16 protein-coding genes and 1 tRNA gene are annotated in these 18,191 nt (G+C 63.1%); 1 reads left to right on the forward strand and 16 read right to left on the reverse strand.

Annotation, left to right across the window (positions count from 1 at the left end; genetic code table 11):
* Nucleotides 1-5: 5 nt before the first annotated feature.
* The 8 genes from JI749_RS16970 to JI749_RS17005 form a co-directional block, all read right to left on the reverse strand.
* Nucleotides 6-890, reverse strand: coding sequence for a CheR family methyltransferase (locus JI749_RS16970; protein ID WP_233280801.1), 885 nt, complete (start codon nucleotides 888-890; stop codon nucleotides 6-8).
* Between the two features lie 19 nt (nucleotides 891-909).
* A complete protein-coding gene (locus JI749_RS16975) occupies nucleotides 910-1,371 on the reverse strand; it encodes a chemotaxis protein CheW (protein ID WP_201656713.1) in 462 nt (153 codons plus the stop codon).
* 79 nt (nucleotides 1,372-1,450) lie between these two features.
* On the reverse strand, nucleotides 1,451-3,541 hold the full coding sequence (locus JI749_RS16980) for a HAMP domain-containing methyl-accepting chemotaxis protein (protein ID WP_201656716.1): 2,091 nt from the start codon (nucleotides 3,539-3,541) through the stop codon (nucleotides 1,451-1,453).
* The gene (locus tag JI749_RS16985; protein ID WP_233280802.1) at nucleotides 3,538-4,038 is read right to left on the reverse strand and encodes a chemotaxis protein CheW; all 501 of its coding nucleotides are present in this window, start codon (nucleotides 4,036-4,038) and stop codon (nucleotides 3,538-3,540) included. The genes JI749_RS16980 and JI749_RS16985 overlap by 4 nt, the downstream gene beginning before the upstream one ends.
* Nucleotides 4,035-6,092, reverse strand: a complete 2,058-nt coding sequence (locus JI749_RS16990) for a chemotaxis protein CheA (RefSeq protein WP_201656719.1) — start codon at nucleotides 6,090-6,092, stop codon at nucleotides 4,035-4,037. The genes JI749_RS16985 and JI749_RS16990 overlap by 4 nt, the downstream gene beginning before the upstream one ends.
* Nucleotides 6,089-6,457 (reverse strand): response regulator, encoded by a 369-nt coding sequence (locus JI749_RS16995; protein ID WP_201656722.1) that lies wholly within the window; start codon nucleotides 6,455-6,457, stop codon nucleotides 6,089-6,091. Before JI749_RS16995 ends, JI749_RS16990 begins: the two co-directional genes overlap by 4 nt.
* A complete protein-coding gene (locus tag JI749_RS17000) occupies nucleotides 6,454-6,801 on the reverse strand; it encodes an STAS domain-containing protein (protein ID WP_201656725.1) in 348 nt (115 codons plus the stop codon). The genes JI749_RS16995 and JI749_RS17000 overlap by 4 nt, the downstream gene beginning before the upstream one ends.
* Before the next feature lie 508 nt (nucleotides 6,802-7,309).
* Nucleotides 7,310-8,362, reverse strand: coding sequence for an HD domain-containing phosphohydrolase (locus JI749_RS17005; RefSeq protein ID WP_201656728.1), 1,053 nt, complete (start codon nucleotides 8,360-8,362; stop codon nucleotides 7,310-7,312).
* A 103-nt stretch (nucleotides 8,363-8,465) separates the two neighbouring features.
* On the opposite strand from JI749_RS17005, the gene JI749_RS17010 reads away from it, so the two are divergent.
* Nucleotides 8,466-8,539 (forward strand) — tRNA-Gly (locus tag JI749_RS17010).
* Between the two features lie 98 nt (nucleotides 8,540-8,637).
* Here the strand turns inward: JI749_RS17010 and JI749_RS17015 are convergent.
* The 8 genes from JI749_RS17015 to JI749_RS17050 all read right to left on the reverse strand — a co-directional run bounded on the left by JI749_RS17015 (nucleotide 8,638) and on the right by JI749_RS17050 (nucleotide 18,190).
* On the reverse strand, nucleotides 8,638-9,558 hold the full coding sequence (locus tag JI749_RS17015) for an ABC transporter ATP-binding protein (RefSeq protein WP_201656731.1): 921 nt from the start codon (nucleotides 9,556-9,558) through the stop codon (nucleotides 8,638-8,640).
* Complete coding sequence (locus JI749_RS17020; RefSeq protein ID WP_201656734.1) at nucleotides 9,555-10,580, reverse strand: ABC transporter ATP-binding protein; 1,026 nt, start codon at nucleotides 10,578-10,580, stop codon at nucleotides 9,555-9,557. Before JI749_RS17020 ends, JI749_RS17015 begins: the two co-directional genes overlap by 4 nt.
* 3 nt (nucleotides 10,581-10,583) lie before the next feature.
* A complete protein-coding gene (locus JI749_RS17025; RefSeq protein ID WP_201656737.1) occupies nucleotides 10,584-11,441 on the reverse strand; it encodes an ABC transporter permease in 858 nt (285 codons plus the stop codon).
* Between the two features lie 4 nt (nucleotides 11,442-11,445).
* A complete protein-coding gene (locus JI749_RS17030; protein WP_201656740.1) occupies nucleotides 11,446-12,450 on the reverse strand; it encodes an ABC transporter permease in 1,005 nt (334 codons plus the stop codon).
* A 277-nt stretch (nucleotides 12,451-12,727) separates the two neighbouring features.
* The gene (locus JI749_RS17035; protein ID WP_201662982.1) at nucleotides 12,728-14,605 is read right to left on the reverse strand and encodes an ABC transporter substrate-binding protein; all 1,878 of its coding nucleotides are present in this window, start codon (nucleotides 14,603-14,605) and stop codon (nucleotides 12,728-12,730) included.
* Nucleotides 14,606-14,795: 190 nt separating this feature from the next.
* Nucleotides 14,796-16,310, reverse strand: coding sequence for an arabinosylfuranosidase ArfA (arfA, locus tag JI749_RS17040; protein ID WP_201656743.1), 1,515 nt, complete (start codon nucleotides 16,308-16,310; stop codon nucleotides 14,796-14,798).
* A 100-nt stretch (nucleotides 16,311-16,410) separates the two neighbouring features.
* Nucleotides 16,411-17,340, reverse strand: coding sequence for an ArsR/SmtB family transcription factor (locus tag JI749_RS17045; protein ID WP_201656746.1), 930 nt, complete (start codon nucleotides 17,338-17,340; stop codon nucleotides 16,411-16,413).
* Between the two features lie 112 nt (nucleotides 17,341-17,452).
* A complete protein-coding gene (locus JI749_RS17050; protein ID WP_201656748.1) occupies nucleotides 17,453-18,190 on the reverse strand; it encodes a FadR/GntR family transcriptional regulator in 738 nt (245 codons plus the stop codon).
* Nucleotide 18,191 lies beyond the last annotated feature (1 nt).

Genomic DNA, 18,191 nt, shown 5'->3' on the forward strand with positions numbered 1-18,191 from the left:
GCAAATCAGGCCTTCTGGAATACCGCGGGCGCGACCTGACGCATGGTCACGGCCGTTCCGATCATGGATTCGGAATGACCAAGAATAAGATAACCGCCCGGCCGCAGGTGGCTGACCAGCCGCAGGATCACCTTCTCCTGGTCGGCCTTGTCGAAATAGATCAGCACGTTGCGCAGGAAGATGACGTCGACGTCACGGTCGAATGGATAGCTGGCATCCATGAGGTTGAGCCGGGCGAAGCGCACCAGCCGCCGCAATTCAGGAACGATGCGGACTTCGGGCCGGGGGCCCGGCTTGCGGGCAAACATGAGATAGCGCTGCTGCTTGCCTGGCGGCACTGGTGCGATGAGTTCCGCCGGATAGACAGCCCGCTCGCCCTGCGCGAGCACGGCGGTCGAGATGTCGGTGCCCAGAATGGCAAAGCGGAAGTCGTTGCGCTGCGCCAGGAGGTCGGCAAGCACCATGGCCAGCGTATAAACCTCGGCGCCGGTCGAGCTGGCGGCGCTCCATATCTTGAGCAGGGGCTTGCGCTCGGCCTTGCGCAGCGCGATCAGGTCCGGCACCAGCCGGTTTTCGAGCAGGTCGAAATGCTCGGGCTCGCGGAAGAAATCGGTCTTGTTGGTGGTGACGGCGTTGATCAGGAAGGCCAGCTCGGCCGCCAGTCCATCATGCTGGAACAGGTAGGTGCCATAGGCATCCAGATTGGCAAGGCCCAGCGCGCGTACACGCTTGCGCAGCCGGCCTTCGACCATCAGCCGCTTGGTCGGCGGCAACTTGATGCCGACTTCCCGGCCGATCAGGTCGGATATGCGCTTGTAGTCGCGCAGCGACAGGTGATCGTCGTCGGAAGCTTCCACCTGGAAGGTGGTCTGGAGAGCGGAAGGCACCAAGGAACTGTTCTCCGACCGATCAGGCCGCCCGTGAGGCGTCTTGGAAGGGGCCAAGCAGGCGCTCGAGGTCGAGCACCGTGACGAAGCGGCCGTTGCGACGTCCGATGCCGGCAATGCAGTGGCCCGCCCAGGCGCCGCTCACCACCGGCGGCGGGTCGAGGGTTTCATCGTCCAGCACGGTCACTTCGAAGACCCGGTCGGCACGCAGGCCGAGACGCAGGTCGCCATCCTGCCCGGCAAGCGCCAGCACGATGATGCGCGTGCTTTCGGTGTCGGAAGCCGGGGGCAGCCCCAGAACCAGGCGCAGATCGACCACCGGGATACCCTGGCCACGGACGTCGATCATCCCCAAGAGGGTTGAGGGCGCCTGCGGCAGCCGGGCGATCGGCTGCATGTCGAGGATTTCCTGCACCTTTTCAACCGGCGCGGCAAACAGTTCATCGGCCACGCCAAGGGTGACGTATTGTGCGCGTTCAGCCATGGTCGGGCCTCGGTGTTCGCTGTCTGGGAGAGTGCGGTGACCGCATGCTGCGGTCACCGGCAGTTCAGAGCCTGTCAGGTCAGGCGGCGCCGCGGCGGGAGAACTCGGCGTCGAGGTCATCCTGGCCGTCATCCAGATCGAGGTCGAAGCCGCCCGAACTGGTTGGCTTGGCCTTGGCCGTGGCCTTGCGCGGGGCCATGTGCGGCGCCTTGGCCATGATGGCCTGCTTGAGATCGGCGGCTGGAGCGGCTTCGCTCCTTATGGCGGCAGGCTGAGACGACGCATCGATCCTGAAGTAGCTGATCGCTGCCTGGAGCTGCTCGGCCTGGCTGGCGAGTTCCTCGGAGGTTGCCGACATTTCTTCGGCGGCCGAGGTGTTCTGCTGGGTCACCTTGTCGAGCTGCTGGATAGCCGTGTTGATCTGGGACGCACCCGCATTCTGTTCGCGGCTGCCGGCGGAGATTTCTTCCACCAGTTCGGCCGTGCGCTGAATGTCTGGGACGAGCTTGCTGAGCATCTCGCCGGCCGACTGGGCTGCCTTGACCGTGGTGCCCGACAGGGTCGAGATTTCGGCAGCGGCGGCCTGGCTGCGTTCAGCCAGCTTGCGCACTTCGGATGCCACGACCGCAAAGCCGCGGCCATGCTCGCCGGCACGGGCGGCTTCCACCGCCGCGTTGAGAGCGAGCAGATCGGTCTGGCGGGCAATTTCCTGCACCACCATGATCTTTTCGGCGATGGTCTGCATGGCGGTCACGGCATTGGTCACCGCTTCGCCCGAGGCGATCGCATCGGCAGCGGACTGGCGGGCGATCTTTTCGGTCTGGCTGGCATTGTCGGCAGACTGCTTGATGGTGGCGGCCATTTCTTCCATCGAGGCGGACGCCTCTTCGGTCGAGGAGGCCTGTTCGGTGGCACCCTGGCTGAGCTGTTCGGCCGTGGCCGACATTTCCTGGCTGCCGGCAGCGACGTTGCGGGTTGCCGAGGTGACCTCGCTCACCACTTCGCGCAGCTTCTGCGTCATGGCGTTGAGGGCCTTGATCAGGTCGCCTACCTCGTCATCGGACTTGTTGGCCACGCTGGCGCTGAGATTGCCGTCGGCCACTTCATTAGCAAGGCGCACGGCACTGCCCAGGGCACGGGAAATCGAGACGACGATCCAGGTGGCAGCAATGGCCGCAATCAGCACCGAGCCGGCGAGCAGGCCGACAAGCAGCATCATCGAGGAATTGTACAACTGGTCGGCCTGAGCATCCGCATTTTGCAGCAGTTCGCCATTGCGTGCGATCATGGTGTCGAGGATGTCGTCGGCCGCGGCGCTGATGACGCTGGCTTCGTCGGCCATCACGGTCGCGTTATAGTCGGTCTTGGTGATGGCAACGGCTACTGCCTTGTCCATGGCGGCCACCATGCCGTCGTATGCGGCCTTGGCCTCGGTAAAGAGCGGCATATCGGCGGGAGACATGGCGCGCTGCAGGGTCGGCATGGCCTCGTCGATCGCGGCGATACCGCTCACATAGTCGGCATGCCACTTGTCCTGCAGTTCCGGGTCGCCGGCGGCCAGCAGGATGTTGCGCTGCTGACGGAAAATGTCGGTCATGGTGAGGAAGCTGTCGCTGGCCGTCTGGTAGGCAACGAAGCTGCCCGGCTCGCCGGCATTGACGCGGGCGGCCAGGGCCTTCCTGAGGTTGCCCATGGCCTCCTCGACACGACCGAGCGACTCGCTGCCTTCGGAACGGGAAATGGCGAGTGCCGTGGCGTCACTGTTGGCCTGGGTCAGTTCGTCGATGCGCGGGACGATGGCGCTATATTCGGCGAGCCTGGCTTCGAACTGGGCGAACTGCTCGCGCAATTGCGGATCGAAAAGGTTGGCCTCGAGCTGCTGGTCCGCCTCGGCGACATGGGCCAATTCGCTGTTGATCTCCGCGCTGAGCCGGGCCTGCAGCTCTGGATCGCTGGAGATGATCATGGCGCGCAGGCGTGAACTGATGCTCTCCAGCGACGTCTGCACATCCGAAATGGCGATGGTGTTGGTGGCCTGGACGTCGACGATCTCGCCGAGCGAGTCATTCAGCCGGCCCAGGCTCTGTAACGCCAGGAACATGCTAACGCCCGACAGGGCAACGACAGCGACGAAGGTCGCCGCCAGCTTGGTCTTGATTGTCAGTCTCACGATGCAGACCTTTCTTCTGATGCTGCGGGGGTCGCCGTCCTGGCGCCTTGAGTTTCGAAAATTCGCCCCAGATCGGGGATGATGATGAAGCCGCCATTGCGCTTGCCGATGCCGCGAATGAATTCGGGCGGCCAGCGCATTCCGACCTTGGGCGCCTCCTCGATGGAGGCGGCTTCGATATCGGTGACGTCGTGGACCTTGTCGGCCAGGATGCCGGCGACGGTCGGCTCGCCGTCGATATCGATCTCCATGACCACGATGCGGGTGTCCTGGTCGGGCTCGGGCCGGTCCATGCCGAAGGTCACGCGCAGATCGGCCAGAGGCACGACACGGCCGCGGACATTGATCAGCCCACTGACGAAGGGCGAGGCGTTGGGCACTTCGGTGATGGGTACGAGGTCAAGGATCTCGCGCACGCTGCCCGCCTCGATGGCGAACAATTCGTCCTCCAGCCGCAGCGTCAGCGCCGTCATTGAGCCTGTGGTCATGGCGCTCATGCCGCCCTCCCCTGGTCGACATAGAACTGGCCATGCGCAACCAGGTGCGCCGTATCGAGGATGAGCGCCACGGTGCCATCGCCCAGGATGGTCGCGCCCGAGAAGGACTTGAGCGAGGAATGCAGCTTGCTCAACTGCTTGATGACCGTCTGGTTGTTGCCGATGATCTGATCGACCACCAGGCCCACGCGGCCTTCGCCGGACGAGACGATGACCACCTTCTGGTGCGGCTCGAGCGGCGCCTTGGTGCGGAACACTTCGCGCAGGCGCAGGAAGGGCACGAGGCTCCCGCGGATATCGAGGAAGTTGCGGCCGCGCGCATTGGCCTCGATGCCTTCGGGCAGTTCGACGCACTCCTCCACGGCGGCCAGCGGGATGGTGTAGCGGCCATTGCCGACGCGCACGAGCATGCCATCGATGATGGCAAGCGTCAGCGGCAGGCGCAGGGTCATGGTGGAGCCTTCACCCCTGACGGTCGAGACGTCGATGCTGCCGCGCAGCCCGTCGATGGTGCGCTTGACCACATCCATGCCGACCCCACGACCCGAAAGCGACGTAACTTCCTTGGCCGTGGAGAAGCCGGGGGCGAAGATCATCTGCCAGAGATCGGCATCGGCGATCTTGGCGTCGGGTGCGAGCAGGCCCGCCTCCTCGGCCTTGGCGCGGATGCGCTCGGCATTGAGCCCTGCCCCATCATCGGTGACCGAGATGGCGACTTCGGCGCCGGCATAGACGGCCGAAAGACGCACGGTCCCCTTGGCCGGCTTGCCGGCGGCGAGGCGCTTGTCGGCACTTTCGAGGCCGTGATCGACCGAATTGCGGATCAGGTGGACCAGCGGGTCGGCCAGGCGCTCGATCATGGTCTTGTCGAGTTCGGTATCTTCGCCGGAGGTGATGAACTCGATCTCCTTGCCCAGGTCGCGGCTGAGATCGTGCACCAGGCGGCGGAACCGGCTGAAGAGGCTACCAATGGGCACCATGCGGATGCCCATGGTGGTGTCGCGCAGCCCCGAGCTGAGGCGTTCCAGTTCCTCGGCGATGGTCTTGAGGTTGGCGTCCTGGCTCATGTTGGCGATCTGGGTCAGGCGGGCCTGGGCGATCACCAGCTCGCCGACGCGATCCATGAGCTCGTCCAGCCGCTCGGCGTCGACGCGCATGGACGATGCGGCGGCACGTTCCGGTGCCGGCGCGGTCCTCGCCGCAGGTTCGGCCGCTGCGGGCGGAGCCTTGGGCTCGGGAACGGCTGCTGCGACGGGCGCCTCGACCACGGGCTCCGGTTCGGGCTCCAGCGACAGGTCGATCTCGGCGCCTTCAGGCGCTTCGTCCGTCGACGCGCCGCTCAGCGGCTCCACCGAGAGCTCCATGCCGTCCTTGAGGAACATGAAGACGTCGTCTATGGCCCCGCGCGGGTCGTCATGCTCGATATCGATCTGCCAGCCCAGATAGGGCACTTCGGGATCGATGACTTCGAGCGAGGGAATGGTGTCGGTCAGCGCCGTGATGGTGCAGGGACCGATCTCGCGGATCTCGTCGAGCAACAGGCGGGGATTGGTGCCGTAGACCAGGGCATCGCCGGGCAGGCGGAAGCGCAGCCGCCAGCGGGTTGCCGCCGATGCAACGGGTGCAGTGGCTGGTGCAGGTTCGGGCTGCGTGGCGGCCCCCACTGCCGCAGTCGCGGCCAGGGCGCCGGAAATCACGACATGCAGCGCGTCCAGGATAGCCTGGCCACCCAGTTGCGAGCCGTCGGGCTCCTCGATCAGCCGGTGGATGTGATCCTTGGCATCGAGCGCCACCGCGATCAGCTCGGATGTCGCAGGCGCAAGGCCCTTGCGCACCTGGTCGAAGGCGGTCTCGAATTCGTGCACGAAAGCGGCCACGGCGGTGTAGCCGAACATGGCGCCCGACCCCTTGATGGTGTGCAGTGCCCGGAAGGTCGAGTTGATCAGGTCGTCATTGGCAGGGTTCTGCTCGAGGTCGAGCAGGCCCAGCTCCAGCTGCTCGAGCAGCTCGCGCGCCTCCTGCCGGAATGTCTCGGTGGGGTCCGGAAAGCTCATGCCCCGGTCACCTTCTTGACCACGGCGAGCAACTGCTCCTGCTTGAACGGCTTGACGATCCAGCCGGTGGCGCCGGCTTCCTTGGCCTGGCGCTTGAGCTCCTCGTCCGACTCGGTGGTCAAAAGAATGATCGGCACGCCCTTGCTGGCGGGGTGCTGGCGATACTTCTTGATGAACTCGATGCCGTTCATGACAGGCATGTTGAGATCGGTGATCACGGCATGGACGGTCTGACCGGTGGCCTTGTCGTAGCCATCTGCGCCGTTGATGGCCTCGATGACGTCGAGGCCGGCTGCGGACAGAGTCATGACCACCATCTGCCGGATGGAGGCGGAGTCATCGATCGTCAGAATGGTCTTGCTCATGCGGGCTTGCCCTCGGCAGGTGGTGCAACTTGGGTGAAAAAGGCGCTCTCGGGCGTCAGCGGCAGGCCGTCGGCGTCAAGGCAGCCGACGTCGATCAACAGGTCGCGCAGGGAGCCGGCAGGCGGCGCCGTCAGGGCGAGCGACTTGCCGGAGGCCTGGGCCTGCTTGCTGGCGGCCAGCAATAATTGGATCGTGGTGAGATCGGCGCCGGTGACGCCCTCGGTCGCGATGGCAACCCGGCCATGCCCGGCCAGCGCCTGGCGCAGGGACAAGGCGATATCCTGGGCCGCACGAAGGCCGGCATCGCCCGAAATTTTGACGAGATGAGCACGGCCTCGGGTCATGGCAATGACCGCGCCGAGGAGCACAAAACACAACGCATACTTTTTACTACCGCTGGATGGGTCGCCGCAGCAGAAACCGTCTTACCTACCGGCTGATACTTCCGCCAAAGCGACGCATTCCTTGACTTCATTACGCGCACCGTATTCCCATCCGATGCATTACAGACCGTAAGGGAAGTTGATTAAGGCACCCTTACTGCGCGATACTTTGACGTCGCCAAATTTCATTAAACGCTCGCGACTAATAACTTGTCATCCAGTGCGAGTCGTTCAGCCGGTTTTGACAGATTGATTCAGTCTCGATTCAAGGTCGTTGAATCTTCGACTCGGCGACAGCGAGTCCCGGGCGAGTCATGGACCAAGTATTACTTGCTATCAGGCGAAGTATTTTTGTTGCGCGCCGCGATCTGCGATGGACCTGATCTTGCGGAGCGGAGCGCGGACGGCTCCAACTCGGCTCCGGGCGGTGCGCCTGCAAGCTGATCGCGCGTTCTGTGAAAAAGCTAGGTCAGAAGCCGACGGCTTCGGCTTCAACCTGGGCCGCGCCCATGATGGCCTCGATTTCCGACCACTTGGCGCAGAAGGCCGCAACGCAGGCAGGGTCGAAATGGGTGCCGCTGCACGCTACGATTTCGGCATAGGCCTTGTCGAGCGGCCAGGCCGGCTTGTAGGGCCGTTCCGAACAAAGCGCGTCGAAGACGTCGGCCAGGGCCACCACGCGCGCCTCGATCGGAATGTCATTGCCCGACAATCTGTCGGGATAGCCGGTGCCATCCCAGCGCTCGTGATGGCTCTGGGCGATGAGCTCGGCCGTCCGGATCAGCTCTGACGACCCGTTTTCAAGGATGCGCGCGCCGATGGTTACATGGCTGCGCATGATCCCGAATTCCTCCGGCGTCAGCTTGCCGGGCTTGCCCAGGATCGCGTCGGCTATGCCGATCTTGCCGATATCGTGCAGGGGGGCAGCCAAGTAGATGATGCGGCAGCGCTCGGCGCTCAGGCCGATGGCCGAGGCGATGAGCTGGCTGATCTGAGCCACGCGCGAGACATGTTCGCCAGTATCGCCGTCGCGATATTCGATGGCGCGCGCCAGCCGCCAGATGATCTCTTCCTCGCGCGCCAGCAGGTGGGCGGTGGCGATATCCACCTCACGCGCCAGCCAGCTGGCACGGTCGGCCAGTTCCACCTGCGCCGCACGCAGGGTGAGCAGGTTGGCGACGCGGGCCTGCAGCTCGGTGGGATCGAACGGCTTGTTGACGAAGTCGGTGGCGCCGGCGCGGATGGCCTCGATGCGCGTGGTGCGGTCCATGTCGGACGTCACCATGACGATGGGCACCAGCCGGTAGGCCTCGCGGGCGCGGAGCGCACTGGTGAACTGCACGCCGTCCATTTCGGGCATGATGTGATCGACCAGCACCAGATCGTATTGCGTCTGGCCGGAGCGCTCGAGCGCCTCGAAGGGGTGCAGGCAGGTGTCGATCTCGGCATTGGTCGCCGCCCCCACGATCGTACCGATCATGGCCAGGCTCGACCGGCTGTCATCAACGATCAAGACACGCATATCCGCCCCCGGAAACGCGGCGAGCATAGGCCGGGAGCCGTTATGCGACTGTTAATCGCATGCCTTGACGCACCCGGCAATTTCCAGCATCTAGTTGCGCATCGCGGGTGTAGCTCAATGGTAGAGCAGAAGCTTCCCAAGCTTACGACGAGGGTTCGATTCCCTTCACCCGCTCCAGCCTTCCAGCGGACGCGGATTTATTCAGCCAGGCGGCGACGCTGCGGCCGATGTTGCGTTTCTCGCCCGTACCTCACTGGCCCGACTTAGTCCGCGCTTCAGGCGCCCTCGTAGACCCGGACGCTGCGGCCATCGGGGCGCGATACGAGCTTGCCCTGTTGCCGGACCAGCGCCGTGGCGCGGTCGGCCATGCCGGGATCGGTCTGGAGCTTGCCGCTGCCGGCATCCTCGGTCGACAGCACGCTGGCCTTGAGCAGGCGCGAATAGGGATGCTCGGGATTGTCGAGCACGGTCCGCGCATCCCCCATTTCCACGATCCGACCGCGCTGCATGATGATCAGGCGGTTGGAGATGTAGTAGGCCGTGGCCAGGTCGTGCGTGATGTAGATAACGCTGACCTTGAGGTCGTCGCGCAGGCTCTTGAGCAGGTTGACGATGCTCATGCGCAGGCTGGCATCGACCATGCTCACGGGTTCGTCGGCCACCAGGAGCGACGGATTGGGGATCAGGGCGCGAGCAATGGCGGCGCGCTGCAGCTGGCCGCCGCTCATTTCATGGGGAAAGCGGCCGCGGGCCTCGGCAAGGCTCAGGCCCACCTTCTGCAGGGCGCCATCCATCGCGGCGTCCAGGTCATCGCGATGGCGCAGCTTGAGGAAGCGCCGGGCGGTGGATTCGAGATAGCGGTCGATGCGCTTGAGCGGATTGAAGGCCTCGAACGGGTTCTGGAATACCGGCTGCACATGGCCCATGAAGTCGAGTCGCTCCCGGCGGCCGACGCGGTGACTCACGGTCTTGCCGCGGAAGCTGATTTCGCCGTCGGTGGGCAGTTCCAGGCCCAGGATCATGCGAGCCAGCGTGGTCTTGCCCGAACCGGATTCGCCGATGATCGTGAAGATTTCGGGCGTTTCGACGCTGAGCGACAGGCTCGCATCCTGCACGGCCTCAACCGTCTTGCGCGACAGCAGGCCGCCCATGGTGAAACGCTTGGAGACGTGGGAGACGTCGAGCAGGGTACTCATGCCATCACCGCCTGATGTTGCGGGGCCACCAGGGGTTCCACATCCTGCCAGCGCCAGCAGGCCGAACGATGATCGTTGGCGACCGGAATGAGGGGCGGCACGTCGGTCCGGCACTTGTCGATGGCCAGCGGGCAGCGCGGATGAAAGCGGCAGCCGCTGGGTGGATTGGCCAGGCTGGGTGGCCGGCCTTCCAGCGCCGGGCGCTGGGCGGTGTCGCCGATGCGCGGCAGGCTGGCTACCAGATGGGCGGTATAGGGGTGCTTGGGCGCAAAGAACATCTGCCGCGTCGGGCCTTCCTCGACCAGCCGGCCGGCATAGATGATGCCCACCCGGTCGGTCATGTTGGCATGGACCGTCATGTCGTGGGTCACGAAGACGACGGACGAGCCCATATCCTGCTGGATCTCGCGGATCAGCCCCAGGACTTCCTTCTGCACCACGACGTCGAGCGCGGTGGTGGGTTCATCGGCGATGACAAATTCAGGGTGGCAGACGGTGGCCAGGCCAATGGTCACGCGCTGCCGCATGCCGCCCGACAGCTCATGGGGATAGGCATTGAGCACTTCGGCCGGCAGCTTGAGCCGCTCGAGATGGTTGAGCACGCGCTCCCGATACGCCGGGCCGCTCAGCCCCAGCGGGCGCTTGGCGAAATCCTCGAAGGTCCGCCCGATGCGCCGCACCGGATTGAGGACGCTCATCGAGCCCTGCATGATGTAGCTCAGGTGCTTCCAGCGCACGGCCTCGATCTGGGCTGGCGTGGCCGTGGCCACATCCATCGGTCCGTTCTTGAAGTCATATTTGACCGACCCGTCGACGATGCGCATGGGTGGCCGGATGGCCGCCGCCAGCACCTTGATGAAGCTGGTCTTGCCCGACGAGCTCTCTCCGGCAATGCCGTAGATCTCGTTCTTGCGGATGGTCATGGTGATGTCGTCGACGGCGCGCACCTCGCGTTCCACGCCGTAGTAGTTCATCTGGTAGTAGGCCTTGAGGCCTTCGACCTTGAGCAGATCCTGGGTCATGGCCTAGGCTCCCATGCGGCGCAGGCGGCTGCGCGGATCGATATATTCGTTCATCGAGACGGCCAGCAGGAACAGGCCCAGGAACGTCATCACGATCAGGATCACCGGAATGACGATCCACCACCAGGTGCCCACCACCATGGCCGAGTGGCTGTTGGCCCAGTAGAGCACCGTGCCGATGGTGGGCTGGTTGATATTGGTGAAACCCAGCACGGCCAGCGTCACTTCGAGACCGATCGACCACAGCATGTTGTTCATGAAGGTGGCGAAGACGATGGGCATCACATAGGGCAGATGCTCTTCGAGCAAGATCTTGGGCGTGCTCATGCCGGCGAAGACGGCGTGGCGGGTGAATTCGCGATGCTTGAGGCCCACGGCTACCGAGCGGATCAGGCGCGCGTCGAACGGCCAGCCCAGGCCAGCCATGATCAGCGCCAGGGTGAGGCTGTCCATGTTGCTGCGCAGCACGAAATAGAACAGCACCAGAATGGGGAAGATCGGGACGGACACGAAGATGTCGTTGATGAACATCAGCACCCGGTCGACCCAGCCGCCAAGATAGCCGGCAGTGAGGCCAACCGCGATGGAAATGATGCGGCTGAGCACGGCGACGGTCAGCCCGAAAATCAGGCTGTTCTTGAAGGCAGCCGAAAGCTGCCAGAACATATCCTGGCCGCGCGAATTGGTGCCAAACCAGAATTGGGGGGACGGCGGCTGATCGGGAATGGTCATGTAGATCAGCGAGGGATCGACCGGCGAGAAGAAGCTCGCCGCCGAAAACACCACCACGATCGCCACCAGGATCAGGCCGATGGTGAATTCGATATTGTAGCGAACCAGGTCGCGGAAAACGGCAAACATGGGGTTACTCCGTCTTCACGCGCGGGTCGAGCAGCGGATGCAGCAGGTCAACGATGAAGATCGCGACGGCGACGGCGGTGATCGAGACGGTCGACACGGCCAACACCAGCGAATAGTCGCCGGCATTGACGGCATCGATCAGCAGGGAGCCCAGGCCGGGATAGTTGAAGACCTGCTCGGTGATGACGGTCCCGGAGAACACGCCACCCAAGGTCAGGGCCAGTGCCGTCAGCTGCGGCACGACGGCGTTGCGGATCACATAGCTGCCCACGATGGTGGATTTCTTTACGCCCGCCAGCTCGGCATAGGTCACGTAGTCGTCGTTGATGACATTGGATACCAGCGCGCGCATGCCGATGAACCAGCCGCCAAAGCCGACCAGCACGACCGAAAAGGCCGGCAGGATGGCGTGTTGCAGCACCGAACTGATGAAAGGCCAGTTGTAGCCGGGCGTCACGTCCATGGCGAAGCCGCCGGAAATGGGCAGCACCGGCCAGAGGAAACCGAAGATGATCAGCAGGATGAAGGCCACCACGTAGTAAGGAATAGGCTGGATGCCCATGGCGATGATGCCGAACATCTTGAAGAAGCGGTTGTTCTGGTTGTAGCCAGCCAGGGCACCGAGCAGGTTGCCGATGGCGAAGGTGATCAGCGTTGCCGAAACCAGCAGGCCCAGCGTCCAGGGCATGGCGCGGCTGACGATATCCATCGCCGGCGTCGGGAACGCCATCAGCGAAGGTCCCAGGTCGCCGCGGATCAGGCGGAGCCAGAAATTCACATATTGCTCATGCAGGGGCGCGCCTGTTCCGAACAGATCGTTGAGGGCCGCGCGGGTCGAGGCGATGGCTTCGGGGGACAGATTGGCGCGCGCCGAGAGACGCCCCAGGACCTGCTCCACCGGATTGATCGGCGACAGATGCGTCACAAGAAACGTCGCCGAGATACCGCAGAAAATGACCGCCAGCATCTGCAGCGCGCGTTTGGCGACGAACCATAGATAACCGTGCATGCAGACTCCTCAACCGTCCTTATTCAATCTCGCCCCGCCCTTGGGGAGGGACGCGAGACCGGAGCTGGCTTGCCGACTCCGCTGGGTCGAGCAGGAAGGGAGATGCGTGTCCGAGAGTTCGGTGCGCCTGACTCCACCTCCCAACCTCGCCCATCGCGGGGAGGCGCCGTTCCGATTTTTGGCTTGCGGCCACCGAAAAATGGCGAGGGGCACGAAGGAAGACTCGTGCCCCTCAGAACGGCCCGGCAAACATGCCGGGCCATCCGGGAGGACAATGTTACGCCACGGGCGTGATCTGCGTGAAGATATACCGCCCGTTCGACCAGTTGGTCACCGGGTTGGCGTAGTTGTTTTCCGCATTCGGCCAGCCGGTCCAGTACTTGTTCGACTGGATGGAGAACACGTTGTAGGCCATGATCGGGATGTTCGGCATTTCTTCGAGGTGAAGCTTGACGAAATCCGTACCGTACTCGATGCCCTTTGGATCGTTGAAATCGATGCCGCGGATCTTCTCGATGATTTCGTCGAGACGCGGATCCTTCCAACGCATCCAGTTGCGATCGGGCTGGGATGCACCCGGCGCCGCCACATAGGCCGAGTGGTAGCTGTCGAGGAAGAAGCTGAGGTCGGGGTGACCGCCCCAGGTTTCCACGGCCCAGGCGATATTGCACTCGTAGTTGCCGACGCGCTGGCGATCCCAGGTGTCGGAGGCCACTTCGGCTTCCGCCGCGATGCCGTTCTGCGCCCAGGTCTGGGCGATGATGACACCGAGGCGATTGACCACGCCTTCCTGAGGAACCATGACGCTGAAGCCGAACGGGGTGCCGTCCGCCTGCATCCACTGGTTGCCGTTCTTGGTGAGGCCGGCGGCCGTCAGCAGTTCTTCGGCCGCCTGGATGTTCTGCTTCCACCAGCCATAGCCGAAGGCGTTGCGGATGGCGGTCTCGTCGGTCGGCACAGCGTCGCCGAACTGCGGCCGCACCATATCGGCGATCTGCATGCCGATGGTGGGGTCGTAGGGCTTCACCTTGCTGGTGCCGGTGTCGATCTCGTAGTTGGTCAGGAATTCCTGCAACGGACCATGGTAGTCACGCGGATGCGTGCCGGTCGGCGGCACCGAGATGGCCGACAGGGTGGCCGCGCCACGATAGGATGCCATCGACATAGCCCGTGCATCGAGCATCAGCGCCAGGGCCCAGCGGACGCGCTTGTCCTGGAACTTGGGATTCTGGTGGTTGAAGATCGCCATGACCAGGGTCGGATCGGGGTGGGCATAGGGGAAGCCCGGGAACCAGCCCTGGATCTGCGGATCCTGCTGCACGACCGAGAAGGTGCCTTCCGGCGTCAGGTCGTGAACCATATCAAGATTGCCGTTACGGATCTCGATCAGGCGATTGTCGGTGGAAATGTTGTTCCGGTAGATGATGTATTTGGGCTTGGGCTCGCCCACCATGCCAAGGGCGGTAGCTTCCCAGTCGGCGCGCTTTTCCCAGATATACCAGGTGCCGTTCGGGTCGAAGGAATGGAGCGTGTACGGCCCCAGGCTCACCGGCGGGTTGTTGTCGAACTTCAGGATGTCTTCCTGAGCTTCCATGACGTGCTTGGGCATGATCCAAGCAGCAGTCCAGCGCACCGAGAACAGGGCGTGGAAGCGCGAATTGGGAGCATTGAGCACGAAATGGACGGTGTAGTCGTCCGGTGCTTCCACCGACTTGACCTGGGCCGTGAAGGCGCCGTTGTAGGGGGTGCCGGGCGTAGCCTTCTGCTTTTCGACGGTATAGACCACGTCGGCCGCCGTGAAATCGACGCCGTCGCTCCACTTGATGCCCTTCTTGAGCTTGACGGTCATCTCGGTGAAGTCGGCATTGTATTCCCACGGGCCATCAGCCAGCGAGTTGTAGACCGCGTTTTCGCTGGCACCTTCGACGCCGGCATCGGGATCGATGAACCAGAGCGTGTCGGTGGTCAGGTTGTGCAGGCCGTTGCTGGTGCCGGCGCCGCTGCCGACGACCCACGGATTGAACCATGCCGGATTGCGGATGACACCTTCCGGGTTGTGGACGATTACCGTCTCGTTGCGCGGAAAGCTCGTCAGGTCGGGGGCCACGCCCTCGGCAGCGTCCTGCGCGATGGCAAGACGGCTGCTCGCCACCATCAGCGCGGTGACGGAAGTACCGATAAGAAAACTGCGTCTATCCAATTTTTCCTCCCTTTGGGACGCCCTCCAGCGCCCTCATTAGTCATACTAAGGCCCCACTGACTGATGTCAATTGGGATCGTGATGTTCATCAAATTGTCGGATACAAAGGCTGGGCCCCATCAGTTTTGATGGAGCCCAAGGCGTTTCAGCCCAGTTTCACGCGCACCATCTGGTAGGAGTATGGCGGCAGAGCGACAGTCAGGGTGCCATTGGCGATCTTGGCGCCATCACCTTTGCGTGGGGCAACTTCCTGCTGCTTGCTGGCGGTGTTGACCGCCTTCAGGTCCGGATGCGTCATCACCTGGTGGTCGATGACCGTGCCGTTGCCGAAGCCCTGCAGGCTGACCTCGGTTTCGATGGTTTCCGACGTGTGGCGATTGACCAGGAAAAAGCTCAGGGTGCCCTCTTCCTCATTGTGTACGCCGGACACGTCGACGAAGGGGGTATCGGCAGCGTGGGTGGTTTCGTAGCCGGGCGAACTGGTCACCAACTGAAGGGCCGTGCCGCGACCAAAGACCGAGGCGAAGAAGTATGGGTAGTAGATGGTCTGCGCCCAGGCCGGGCCGCCCTTTTCGGTCATGATCGGGGCAATCACGTTCACCAGCTGGGCGATGCAGGCGATCTTCACCACATCGGAGCGGCGAATGAAGGTGTTGAGGATCAGCCCCACCATCAGCACGTCTTCGAAATTGTAGATGTCTTCGAGCAGGCCGGGCGCATGCGGCCAGCCGCTGTTGCCGTCCAGGATTTCCCGGTCCTTCTTGTTGGAGTGGTACCAGACGTTCCATTCGTCGAAGGAAATGTAGACGTCCTTCTTGGACTTCTTCTTGACCTTCACCTGCTTGATTGTGGAGGCCACCGTCTCGATGTAGCGGTCGAGCTTGTGGCTCAGCCCGAGGTAGTTGGGCGTGTTGTCATCGCGGTTGGCGAAGTACATGTGCAGGCTGATGTGATCGACATGCTCGTAGGTGTGCTCGAGCACGATGCGCTCCCAGTCGGGGAAGCTGGGCATGTCCATGTGCGAGGAACCGCAGACTACCAGTTCGAGCGACTTGTCGAACATGCGCATGGCGCGCGCCGTGTTGGCGGCCAGCTTGCCGTATTCATCGGCATCCTTGTGGCCGACCTGCCAGGGGCCGTCCATTTCGTTGCCAAGGCACCAGAGCTTGACGTTCCAGGGCTCCTTGCGGCCGTTCTTGATGCGCAGGTCGCTCCAGTAGGAGCCGCCGGGATGGTTCACATATTCGAGGAAGTTGCGGGCATCGTCGACGCCGCGCGAACCCAGGTTCACGGCCAGCATCATTTCGGTGCCGACGGTGGCGCACCAGTCGGCAAATTCGTGGATGCCAACGGCATTGCTTTCGGAGGTGTGCCAGGCAAGATCGAGGCGGACCGGGCGCTGGTCGCGCGGGCCGATGCCGTCTTCCCAGTTATAGGCAGAAACGAAGTTGCCGCCGGGGTAGCGCACGACGGGAACGTTGAGATCCTTGACAAGCTTGACCACGTCGCCCCGCATCCCGTCCTTGTCGGCGGTCGGGTGGTCGGGCTCGTAAATGCCCTCGTAGATGGCCCGGCCGAGATGCTCCAGGAATGCGCCATAGACGCGATCATCGATCTTGCTGATCGTAAAGTCCTTGTGCGCGACGACGGACGCCTTCATTGTTTTCCTCCGTACCCATTTTCTGATTTATATCAGGTACTGCGTTTTAAACGAGCGCTGTGCGCCGACGCAATAGGGGCGAGGAAAAATATGATAAATGCTACCGCTCGGTTTGCAGCCGCATGATGATGTCCTGGTCGTAGTTGCCGAAGCCGCGACCGAAAATGTTCACGCCGCCCGGGTGTTTGGCATCATCCTTGACCGCAATGCGCAACCGGATGGAGTGGTGCGTCGTGAGGTCGAGGTCACCCAGCGAGACTGGGGATATCTTCATTCCATCGACGAACGTGCCGTTCTGCGTCACCCGCCAGCTCTTGAGCTTGCCATACTGGCTGCCCTTGAGCTTCCACCAGTCGGGCGTATAGACGCCACGCTTGTCGCCGAAATCCCCCGGCGAGGTCCAGTTGCCGATCTCGGTGCCGTTGACCGATAGCGTGATATCGCTGGGCCAGTCGGCCGAAGTGCCGGGTACTTCCGAGCTCAGTTCCATCGAGAATTCGATGGCCTCGATCTTGCGCAGCGCCAACTTGGCGTTGTTGGGAAACTGGTATTCGAGATACCCCCGAGTGAACCAGATCAATCCCGCCTTCATGCGCTCGGGATTGAGGAAGGAATCGGGCACATCGAGCAGGCCGATAATGCCTTCGACCGAGCAGGAGCCGCAGGGCGCCGAGACTTCGCAGCTGGTATAGAGCCCCAGCGGCATGGCCACTTCGATGGTGTTTTCGCGCGGAGGACTGGAATCCTCCTTGAACATCACCACCACTTCGTCGAAGGCGGAGTGGCACACCTTCTGATTGCCCTTGCGGGCCTTCTGCGTCTCCATGCGGATCAGGCCGGAGCTTTCCAGGATCTGCAGGTTGGTCGAGACCGTCGACTGCGGCAGGTCAAGATGCTCGGCAATTTCATTGCCGTTGAGCGGACCCTTCTGGCGGAGCGCCTTGAGTATTTTCACCCGGATCGGCGAAGCCAGCCCCTTGAGCACTTCCATGCCTTCCTCGGGGTCGATCAGCAGAAAATTCCGGCTCATTGTACATCCGTTGCTGCGGGCTGGGCGCTATTTGTATCAAAGCCTACGATACTTATCCGGCGGGATGCGGCCCGCTGTCAATGCAGCGCGCCGCAAGACTTTGTCCGGCGAACTAGAGCAGAGCCATTACCCTGTTCTCGTCGAGGTCGATGACTTCGGTGACGATATCCGTGGCCGTGGCGGCGTCGGCACTGCCGATGGCAGCCACCAGCCGGGTCAGCGCTTCGAGCGTCGTCGACAGATAGTCCCCCGGACCGGTGGCCAGGCATTGCTTGAGCGCCAGGGCGAGCGTCAGCTCGACAATGCCGGTGACCGAGCGCAGCAGCGGGCTGCCGGAGGTCTCGGCAATAGTGCGGTGGATTTCAAGCGCGGCGACGCCGTGGTTCTCCAGATCGCCGCCGGCGGACTCCATCTGGTGCAGCCAGTATTTCATGACGCGGATGTTTTCGGCGGTACGCCGCTGGGTCGCGAGGGCCGCTGCCCGGGTTTCCAGCGCCCGTCGAATATCGAACAGGCTCTCGTAGAAGTGCCGGTCGGGCTCGGCGTAGAAATGCCAGGACAGCACCTGCGGGTCGAAGAAGCTCCAACGGCTGGGCAGCGATACCCGGGTGCCCACCTTGGGCCGCGCCTCGACCAGGCCCTTGGCCTCCAGCGTCTTGAGCGCCTCGCGCAGCACGGTGCGCGAGACGCCGTAGGTTTCCATCATCACCGCATCGCTCGCGAGAATGGAACCCACCGGATATTTGCCGGTGACGATGCCCTGCCCGATCTCGTTGATGACGAATGTATGGAAGTTCCGCGCAGCGGGTCGGCCGGACAGCGAGCGGATAAGGCTGCCTGCTTCGATCATG

The organism is Devosia oryziradicis (genome assembly GCF_016698645.1).
In the GTDB taxonomy this organism is placed as follows: domain Bacteria; phylum Pseudomonadota; class Alphaproteobacteria; order Rhizobiales; family Devosiaceae; genus Devosia; species Devosia oryziradicis.

Excerpts from the sequence above, each read along its gene's own strand:
- JI749_RS17000 (WP_201656725.1), bottom strand. The coding sequence starts at position 6,801 with ATGACCCGAGGCCGTGCTCATCTCGTCAAAATTTCGGGCGATGCCGGC.
- JI749_RS17050 (WP_201656748.1), bottom strand. The coding sequence starts at position 18,190 with ATGATCGAAGCAGGCAGCCTTATCCGCTCGCTGTCCGGCCGACCCGCT.
- JI749_RS16995 (WP_201656722.1), bottom strand. The coding sequence starts at position 6,457 with ATGAGCAAGACCATTCTGACGATCGATGACTCCGCCTCCATCCGGCAG.
- JI749_RS17015 (WP_201656731.1), bottom strand. The coding sequence starts at position 9,558 with ATGAGTACCCTGCTCGACGTCTCCCACGTCTCCAAGCGTTTCACCATG.
- JI749_RS17020 (WP_201656734.1), bottom strand. The coding sequence starts at position 10,580 with ATGACCCAGGATCTGCTCAAGGTCGAAGGCCTCAAGGCCTACTACCAG.
- JI749_RS17035 (WP_201662982.1), bottom strand. The coding sequence starts at position 14,605 with ATGGTGGCGAGCAGCCGTCTTGCCATCGCGCAGGACGCTGCCGAGGGC.
- JI749_RS17005 (WP_201656728.1), bottom strand. The coding sequence starts at position 8,362 with ATGCGTGTCTTGATCGTTGATGACAGCCGGTCGAGCCTGGCCATGATC.
- arfA (WP_201656743.1), bottom strand. The coding sequence starts at position 16,310 with ATGAAGGCGTCCGTCGTCGCGCACAAGGACTTTACGATCAGCAAGATC.
- JI749_RS16985 (WP_233280802.1), bottom strand. The coding sequence starts at position 4,038 with ATGAGCGCCATGACCACAGGCTCAATGACGGCGCTGACGCTGCGGCTG.
- JI749_RS16990 (WP_201656719.1), bottom strand. The coding sequence starts at position 6,092 with ATGAGCTTTCCGGACCCCACCGAGACATTCCGGCAGGAGGCGCGCGAG.
- JI749_RS17045 (WP_201656746.1), bottom strand. The coding sequence starts at position 17,340 with ATGAGCCGGAATTTTCTGCTGATCGACCCCGAGGAAGGCATGGAAGTG.
- JI749_RS17030 (WP_201656740.1), bottom strand. The coding sequence starts at position 12,450 with ATGCACGGTTATCTATGGTTCGTCGCCAAACGCGCGCTGCAGATGCTG.
- JI749_RS16975 (WP_201656713.1), bottom strand. The coding sequence starts at position 1,371 with ATGGCTGAACGCGCACAATACGTCACCCTTGGCGTGGCCGATGAACTG.
- JI749_RS17025 (WP_201656737.1), bottom strand. The coding sequence starts at position 11,441 with ATGTTTGCCGTTTTCCGCGACCTGGTTCGCTACAATATCGAATTCACC.